Origin of the sequence: Xanthomonas axonopodis (genome assembly GCF_001304695.1) — a bacterium.
Taxonomy (GTDB): Bacteria; Pseudomonadota; Gammaproteobacteria; order Xanthomonadales; family Xanthomonadaceae; genus Xanthomonas; species Xanthomonas axonopodis.
In genome coordinates, this window is record NZ_JFAQ01000079.1 from 20,570 (window position 1) to 28,433 (window position 7,864).

A 7,864-nucleotide genomic window follows, 5' to 3' on the forward strand; every position below is an offset into this window, starting at 1 on the left:
GGCCCTCCGCTCACCGCCTTCTCGCTTTTGCCAATCCCGAATCCCAAATTCTAAATCCCGGCCCCGCAATGTCCCGACTCCAGTTCCAACTCCAAGCCACCGACGGGCATGCCCGACGTGGGCGCCTGACCTTTCCACGCGGCACGGTCCAGACTCCTGCGTTCATGCCGGTCGGGACCTATGGTTCGGTCAAGGGCATCCTGCCCGAGCAGATCCGCGCCCTGGGGGCGGAGATCATCCTGGGCAACACCTTCCATCTGTATCTGCGCCCCGGCCTGGAGGTGATCGGCGATCACGGCGGGCTGCACGGGTTTGCGCGCTGGGACGGGCCGATCCTCACCGATTCCGGCGGGTTCCAGGTGTTCTCGCTGGCGCATCGCCGCAAGATCACCGAACAGGGCGTGACCTTCTCCTCGCCGACCGATGGCGCGCGGGTGTTCCTGGGGCCGGAAGAGAGCATGAAAATTCAAAAAGTGCTCGATTCGGACATCGTGATGATCTTCGACGAGTGCACGCCGTATCCGGCCACCGAAGACGTGGCGCGGCGCTCGATGGAGCTGAGCCTGCGCTGGGCGCAGCGCTCGCGCGATGCGCACGATGGGCTGGGCAACGATGCGGCGCTGTTCGGCATCGTACAGGGCGGGGTGCATCCGGACCTGCGCAGCCGCTCGCTGGATGGCCTGCGCGCCATCGGTTTCGATGGGTATGCGATCGGCGGGCTGGCAGTGGGCGAGCCCGAGCACGAGCGCAACGCCATGCTCGAACACCTGCATCCGCGCCTGCCGGCCGAGCGCCCGCGCTACCTGATGGGCGTCGGCCGCCCGGAGGATCTGGTCGAAGGCGTGGCCCGCGGGGTGGACATGTTCGACTGCGTCATGCCCACCCGCAATGCGCGCAACGGCCACTATTTCACCTCGTTCGGCACCGTGCGCATCCGCAACGCCAAATACGAGCGCGACCTGGACACCATCGAGCCGGGCTGTGGCTGCCATGCCTGCAGCAGCGGCTATACGCGAGCCTATCTGCGCCATCTGGACCGCTGCAACGAGATGCTGGCGCCGATGCTGGGCACCCTGCACAACCTCTGGTACTACGAGAAACTGATGGCCGACATGCGTGCGGCGATCGACTCGGGAACCTTTGTGCAGTTCCGGCGGTCCTTCTATGCGGCACGCGGCGCCACCACGCCGCCGTTGCCGGGGGGAACCAGCTGAGACCGGCCGCCCGCGCCCTGTCGCGGACGGCGTGGAACCCGCGTGGCATAATTCCCGGCTGTTCCGCTCCGGCGGTACCTGAATAGCGAGCGGGCCCATGGGCGCGCTGGCACCAAACTAGGATGCACTGAATGAATCTGCTCGATTTCCTGATCCCCGCTGCCCAGGCGCAGGCCGCTGGCGGCGCGCCGGCGCCCGGCCCGATGGGCGGCCTGTCCACCTTCGCGCTGCCGATCATCCTGATCGCCGTGATGTATTTCCTGATGATCCGCCCGCAGATGAAGCGTCAGAAAGAGCATAAGGCGCTGCTGGACAAGCTGGCGCGCGGCGACGAAGTGATCACTTCCGGCGGCGTGGCGGGCGTGATCACCGACATCGGCGACAACTTCATCAGCGTGGAAGTGGCCGACAACGTGCGTATCCGTGTGCAGAAGAGTGCCGTGGGCCACGTACTGCCGAAGGGCACGCTGAAGTCGGCGAGCTAAGCGCGTCCTGAAACGGCTGCGCCGCCGTCAGGCAGGCGCAGTCGCCAGGTGGAACCGAATGCTGTGACCTACCGGTTCCGCTGTACCGCCCGTATCCATCCGAAGGCCATTGGCGACGTTGTATCGGTCGCTTGAAGTTGTTCTCACTGCTAGGCGCGGCGCCGGGATGGTGCCACGCGGGACTGTCGCAATGCTCGAATTTCCTCGCTGGAAGTATTTCCTGATTCTGCTGGTACTGGCCGTCAGCGCGCTGTATGCGCTGCCCAACGTGTACCAGAAGGACCCGTCCGTGCAGATCACCGCCAGCCGCGGTGCGCAGCTCGACGACGCATTGCGCAGCCGCATCGACGGTGAGCTCAAGAGCGCCGGCATCACGCCGAAGGCGATCACAAAAGAAGGCGACAGCCTGATGGTGCGGTTGCCCTCGCTGCAGGCGCAGACCCACGCCAACGACGTGTTGCGTCAGCAGCTGGGCGAGAACTACACCGTGGCGCTGAACCTGGCCTCCACCGTGCCGGACTGGCTGGCCAAGCTGGGTGGCCGGCCGATGGTGCTGGGTCTGGACCTGGTGGGCGGTGTGCACTTCGCCATGCAGGTCGATCAAAAGGCCGCGCTGGAAAAGCGCCTGGACGGGTTTGCCGAAGACATCCGCACCACCTTGCGCGATGCGCGTATCCCGTATCGCTCGGTGGAGCGTCGCGCCGACAACAGCATCCAGGTCAGCCTGGGCGAGGGCGCCAGTACCGACGCCGCGCGCGTGACGCTGGCCAAGTCGCAGCCGACCCTGACCTACGACGTCAGCGGCCAGAACATCGCAGTCAAGGTGCCGGAGGCCGAGCTCAAGCAGATCGCCAGCGGTGCGATCGAGCAAAACCTCACCACCTTGCGCAACCGCGTCAACGCACTGGGCGTGTCCGAGCCCACCATCCAGCGCCAGGGCGAGGACCGCATCGTGGTCGAACTGCCCGGTTTGCAGGACACCGCCGAAGCCAAGCGCCTGATCGGTGCCACCGCCTCGCTGGAATTCCGCGCCGTGGTCGACGGGAATGCCGACGATGCCGTGCGTAGCGGCAACATCCCGCCGGAGGCCAAGGTCTACCGAGTGCGCGATACCGGCGCGCCGGTGCTGCTCAACAAGCGCGCGCTGGTGACCGGCGACCAGATGGTGAGTGCGTCGGTCAGCACCGATCAGAACGGCATGCCGGCAGTGGCGGTGACGCTCAATAACGTCGCCGGCCAACGCATGTTCGACTACACCAGCGCCAACGTCGGCAAGCTGATGTCGGTGGTGTATATCGAGCGCATCCCCACCGTGACCATGGTCGACGGCAAGGAAGTGCGTAGCGTGCGGGTCAAGGAAGAAGCCTTGCCGGCGACCCGCATCGCCGGCGTATTCGGCAAGAACTTTCAGACCACCGGTCTGGAAAAAACCGAAGCCGAAAACCTGGCCAAGATACTGAAATCCGGCTCGCTGGCCGCGCCGATGGATTTCGTCGAGGAATACGTGATCGGCCCGAGCCTGGGCGCGGAGAACGTGGAGCGCGGTGTCACCGCAGTGATCTACTCGTTCCTGTTTACCTTGGTGTTCTTCACCATCTACTACCGCGTGTTCGGCGCGATCACCTCGGTGGCGCTGCTGTTCAACCTGCTGATCGTGGTGGCGGTGATGTCGCTGTTCGGCGCCACCATGACGCTGCCGGGCTTTGCCGGCCTTGCCTTGTCGGTGGGTCTGTCGGTGGACGCCAACGTGCTGATCAACGAGCGTATCCGCGAAGAGTTGCGGCTTGGCGTACCGGCCAAGTCGGCGATCGCGGCCGGTTACGAAAAGGCCGGCGGCACCATCCTCGACGCCAACCTCACCGGCCTGATCGTGGCGGTGGCCTTGTACGCGTTCGGTACCGGTCCACTGAAAGGCTTCGCGCTGACCATGATGATCGGTATTTTCGCTTCGATGTTCACCGCGATCACGGTCTCGCGCGCGCTGGCGGTGCTGATCTACGGCAGCCGCAAGAAGCTGAAGTCCGTCGCCATTTAATGCGAGTCCCTCGCAAGAGCCCGCACGTATGAGTGCGAGTCCCTCGCAACAGCCCGCACATTCACGTGCGGGTAAATATGAAGAGCTGGATTCAATGAAAATTTTTCCGCTTCACCTGATTCCCAACGACACCAAGATCGATTTCATGAGCTGGCGCAAGCCGGTGCTGATCTTGATGCTGGTGCTGGCAGTCGCCTCGGTCGGCATCATCGTCGGCAAGGGTTTCAACTACGCGCTGGAATTTACCGGTGGCACGCTGGTGCAGACCTCGTTCCAGAAGACCGTGGATGTGGATCAGGTACGCGAAAAGCTGTCCAAGGCCGGCTTCGAAAACGCCCAGGTGCAGAACGCGCGCGGCGGCAATGAACTCATGATTCGCCTGCAGCCGCATGGCCAGAACAACAATCGCGACGACGCCGCGCGCACCGTTGCCGAAGATGTGCGCAAGGCGGTGACCAGCGACGAGAATCCGGCCACCGTGCAGCCTGGCGAATTCGTCGGCCCGCAGGTCGGCAAGGATCTGGCTTTGAACGGCGTGTATGCCACGGTGTTCATGCTGGTGGGCTTTTTGATCTACATCGCGTTCCGCTTCGAGTGGAAGTTCGCGGTGGTCGCCAGCCTGACCGCGTTGTTCGATTTGCTGGTCACCGTGGCCTTCGTGTCGCTGACCGGTCGCGAGTTCGACCTGACCGTGCTGGCAGGCCTGTTGTCGGTGATGGGCTTTGCGATCAACGACATCATCGTGGTGTTCGACCGTGTGCGCGAAAACTTCCGTGCCTTGCGCGTGGAGCCGCTGGAAGTGCTCAACCGTTCGATCAACCAGACGCTCTCGCGCACGGTGATCACCGCGGTGATGTTCTTCCTGTCGGCATTGGCGCTGTACATCTACGGCGGCGAGTCGATGGAAGGCCTGGCCGAAACGCACATGATCGGCGCAGTGATCGTGGTGATCTCCTCGGTGATCGTGGCCGTGCCGATGCTGAGCATCGGGCCATTTGCGGTGACCAAGCAGGATCTGCTGCCCAAGGCCAAGGATGTGGAGGCGCTGGCGCGGCGTCCTTGATCTAGCAAGTGTTGGGTGTCTGACGAAAAAACCGCGCCTTGCGCGGTTTTTTCGTTTGCCGCGCGTCCGCGCCAGTCGGGCTTGAAGCCGATGATTTACATGTCGGTGGTGACCTGGTGCAGGCGATCTTCCGGCAGCGGCGCGCCCTTGGCTTCAAGGCGGTCCTTGACGTCGCCGTACAAAGCTTGTCCCGGGTGCGCGTGGCCGCTCATGGGGCGCAGCAGGTTCTGCGACTGCTCGAGGCGCATGCTGTCGCCCAGCGTGGCTGACTGTTCGTTGTCGCGTTGCTCATCACTGGGTTTTTTCCTGTGCGGCCAGTCGCCCGCACTCTTACTGCAAGCTCAGCTCCTGCTGCAACTGCCAGTGTTGTTGTTCCAATGCCTGTTGCTGCTGCGTGTGCAGAAATCGCGACCGCTCAGCGACACGAGGGCGAGGGCTACGGTGACCAGCGGTAATCCCCCCCACAGGTTAGCTGACGCCAGAAGTGGAATTTTCTCGTACCCTTTTCCGAGTAGGTTCCATGAAGACATCCCGTTTCACCGAAAGCCAGATCATCGCCGTACTCAAGCAGGCCGAGGCTGGCACGTCAGTGCCGGAGTTGTGCCGCGAGCACGGCATCGGCTCGGCGACGTTCTATAAGTGGCGCAGCAAGTTTGGCGGCATGGATGCGTCGCTGATGTTCCAGCTCAAGGAGCTGCAGGACGAGAACCGGCGCCTGAGCGATGCCGAATCGTGCTGCGCCATCTAACTGATCTGCACGTTGCGGATGATGCGAGACGCCAGCGATGTCTCGCCCCATCTGGGCGATGAACTCCCCGCGCCGCTCTCTTCCTATCTTGGAACAGTGCCTTGATCGATGGTCGCGGGATGACTGTCCAGCGCCCGGGCTGATAGGTGCTTTCGCCGCGAATGGGCGCTTCATGCCGTAAGCCGGGCGATCGGAGTGACTCCCGCGCGCGTAGGCGGTAGGCGGACCATGTCTCACCCCGGTTATATACGTCTTCGAAAGCGCGCCGAGAGTCCCTCGGCTGGGGAATAAGCGTTCGGTGCAGCTGTTTCGCGGGTCAGCGCTGCCCACAGCCGCCCAGTCCGCCGATACCGCTTTCACCGTCACACGTCTTGCTTTAGCATCGCCACCGCGCTGACGGAAAGGAAGGCTGGCGATGGACGAATATCAGCACACCGTGCTGACCAGGGGCGGGTACCGTGTTGTGGCGATGACGCGTGACGAGGTGTACGCACCCGACGCAGTCGTGGCATGCGCCGTTGTGACCGATGCGGGGACGCGACTTACACCGGATTTGTCCCTGGACCAGGCCAAGGTCTGGATCGATTCGCTGGTGGAGAGCGAGAGTGGTGGGCGTAAATCCGAGCTTGTCGACCATAAGCCGGTCGTGCGTCGCTAGCCCCGCATCGTGATGCAAACCTAAGGAGAAGGGCGCATGTCCAAACCCAAAATCATCGCAATTGCCACGCTGGTGGCGGTCCTAGTCGGGTACTGCATGTCTGGCTATCTGACCCTGCTGCCGCGGCTCGACACCGCTCTGTACGGATGGGACATCTACTACCGCTATTTCAGCGCGCTTGGATTGTCCCAGGTGGCTCCTTACGCGACCAAGATCAAGATCGCGGGCATGCTTGGATTCGGGCTGCCGGCGCTGGTCTGGGCGATTGCCGTTGTGCTCATCGTCAAGCCCAAAGCGCGCGCGCTGCACGGTGACGCGCGCTTCGCCGAGGCCGCCGATCTCTCCAAACGTGGGCTATTCAAGCCCAGCGGAAACGGCATCGTCGTCGGCAAGTTCAATGGCAAGCTAGTGCGATTGAGCGGCCAACAATTCCTGATTCTCGCTGCGCCGACGCGCTCCGGCAAGGGTGTCGGTGTCGTCATCCCCAACCTCTTGGAGTACCAAGAGTCGGTCGTGGTCCTGGACATCAAGCAGGAGAACTTCGACCTGACCAGTGGTTGGCGTGCCAGCCAGGGCCATGAAGTCTTCCTGTTCAACCCGTTCGACGAAGACCGTCGCACCCATCGCTGGAACCCGTTGACCTATGTGTCGAACGACCCCGCATTTCGCGTTTCGGATCTGATGAGCATTGCGGCGATGTTGTACCCGGATGGCTCGGACGACCAGAAGTTTTGGGTGAGCCAGGCGCGCAACGCCTTCAAGGCATTTGCGCTGTACCTGTTCGAAAACTGGGACGAGGAGCTCTCGCTCGGTTTTCCGGGTGGGGCAGGGGCGCCCACCTTGGGCGGCATTTATCGCCTTTTGTCGGGTGACGGCACCGATCTCAAGAAATATCTGAAGTCGCTGTCCGAGCGGCGGTTCCTCAGCAGCAACGCCAAGTCGGCCTTTGCCAACATGCTGTCCCAGGCGGATGAGACCTTCGCCTCGATCATGGGCACCTTGAAGGAGCCGCTCAATGCGTGGATCAATCCGATCCCGGACGCTGCCACCAGTGCGGACGACTTCGTGCTCACGGACCTTCGCAAGAAGAGGATGACGATTTACATCGGCATCCAGCCCGACAAGCTGGCCGAGAGCCGCCTGATCATCAATCTGCTCTTCAGCCAGATCACCAACCTCAATACCCGCGAACTGCCCGAGTCCAACCCTGAACTCAAATATCAGTGCCTGTTGCTGATGGACGAATTTTACCTCGATCGGCAAGGTGGACATCTTCGCGACCGCTGTGGCCTACATGGCTGGCTACAACATCCGCCTACTGCCCATCATCCAGAGCATGGCCCAGATGGACGCAACCTACGGCAAAGATTCTGTCACGCACCATCATCACCAACCACGCCCTGCAGATCCTCTACGCACCGCGCGAACAGCAGGACGCCAACGACTACTCCGAGATGTTGGGTTACACCACCATCAAGAAGAAGAACGTCACCCGAGGGCGCGAGACAACGCATAGCGTGTCAGAAGAGCGGTGGGCGCTGATGTTGCCGCAGGAGCTCAAGGCTATGAGCAACGAGAAGGAAGTGTTCTTGTACGAGGGGATCCCGCATCCGGTGAAGTGCGACAAGATTCGTTACTACGAGGCGACGTCCCCCCGATTT

General features: G+C 62.5%; 6 protein-coding genes and 2 pseudogenes. 7 read left to right on the forward strand and 1 reads right to left on the reverse strand.

Translation table 11 applies throughout. The annotated features are described in order from the left end of the window. The first annotated feature begins 68 nt into the window (after positions 1-68). From tgt to secF, 4 genes are all read left to right on the forward strand, one after another. Positions 69-1,214 carry a tRNA guanosine(34) transglycosylase Tgt gene (gene tgt, locus XAXN_RS08255; protein ID WP_054319186.1) on the forward strand — a complete coding sequence of 382 codons (1,146 nt, stop codon included), beginning with the start codon at positions 69-71 and terminating at the stop codon, positions 1,212-1,214. Between the two features lie 131 nt (positions 1,215-1,345). Beyond that, positions 1,346-1,699, forward strand: coding sequence for a preprotein translocase subunit YajC (gene yajC / locus XAXN_RS08260; RefSeq protein ID WP_003489768.1), 354 nt, complete (start codon positions 1,346-1,348; stop codon positions 1,697-1,699). 190 nt (positions 1,700-1,889) lie between these two features. Further along, positions 1,890-3,734 carry a protein translocase subunit SecD gene (gene secD, locus XAXN_RS08265; protein ID WP_054319187.1) on the forward strand — a complete coding sequence of 615 codons (1,845 nt, stop codon included), beginning with the start codon at positions 1,890-1,892 and terminating at the stop codon, positions 3,732-3,734. 94 nt (positions 3,735-3,828) lie between these two features. After that, positions 3,829-4,797 carry a protein translocase subunit SecF gene (gene secF / locus XAXN_RS08270; protein WP_054319188.1) on the forward strand — a complete coding sequence of 323 codons (969 nt, stop codon included), beginning with the start codon at positions 3,829-3,831 and terminating at the stop codon, positions 4,795-4,797. 95 nt (positions 4,798-4,892) lie between these two features. On the opposite strand, the gene XAXN_RS22440 is transcribed toward secF, so the two are convergent. Then, positions 4,893-5,045: a hypothetical protein gene (locus XAXN_RS22440; protein ID WP_167694765.1), complete on the reverse strand. Its 153-nt coding sequence runs from the start codon at positions 5,043-5,045 to the stop codon at positions 4,893-4,895. A gap of 272 nt (positions 5,046-5,317) precedes the next feature. Here XAXN_RS22440 and XAXN_RS08275 point away from each other — a divergent pair. The 3 genes and pseudogenes from XAXN_RS08275 to XAXN_RS08285 form a co-directional block, all read left to right on the forward strand. Further along, a pseudogene (locus XAXN_RS08275) lies at positions 5,318-5,515 on the forward strand (transposase); the annotation flags it as partial. A gap of 445 nt (positions 5,516-5,960) precedes the next feature. Then, a complete protein-coding gene (locus XAXN_RS08280; RefSeq protein ID WP_054319190.1) occupies positions 5,961-6,203 on the forward strand; it encodes a hypothetical protein in 243 nt (80 codons plus the stop codon). Positions 6,204-6,239: 36 nt separating this feature from the next. Next, positions 6,240-7,864, forward strand: a pseudogene (locus XAXN_RS08285) (type IV secretory system conjugative DNA transfer family protein); the annotation flags it as partial.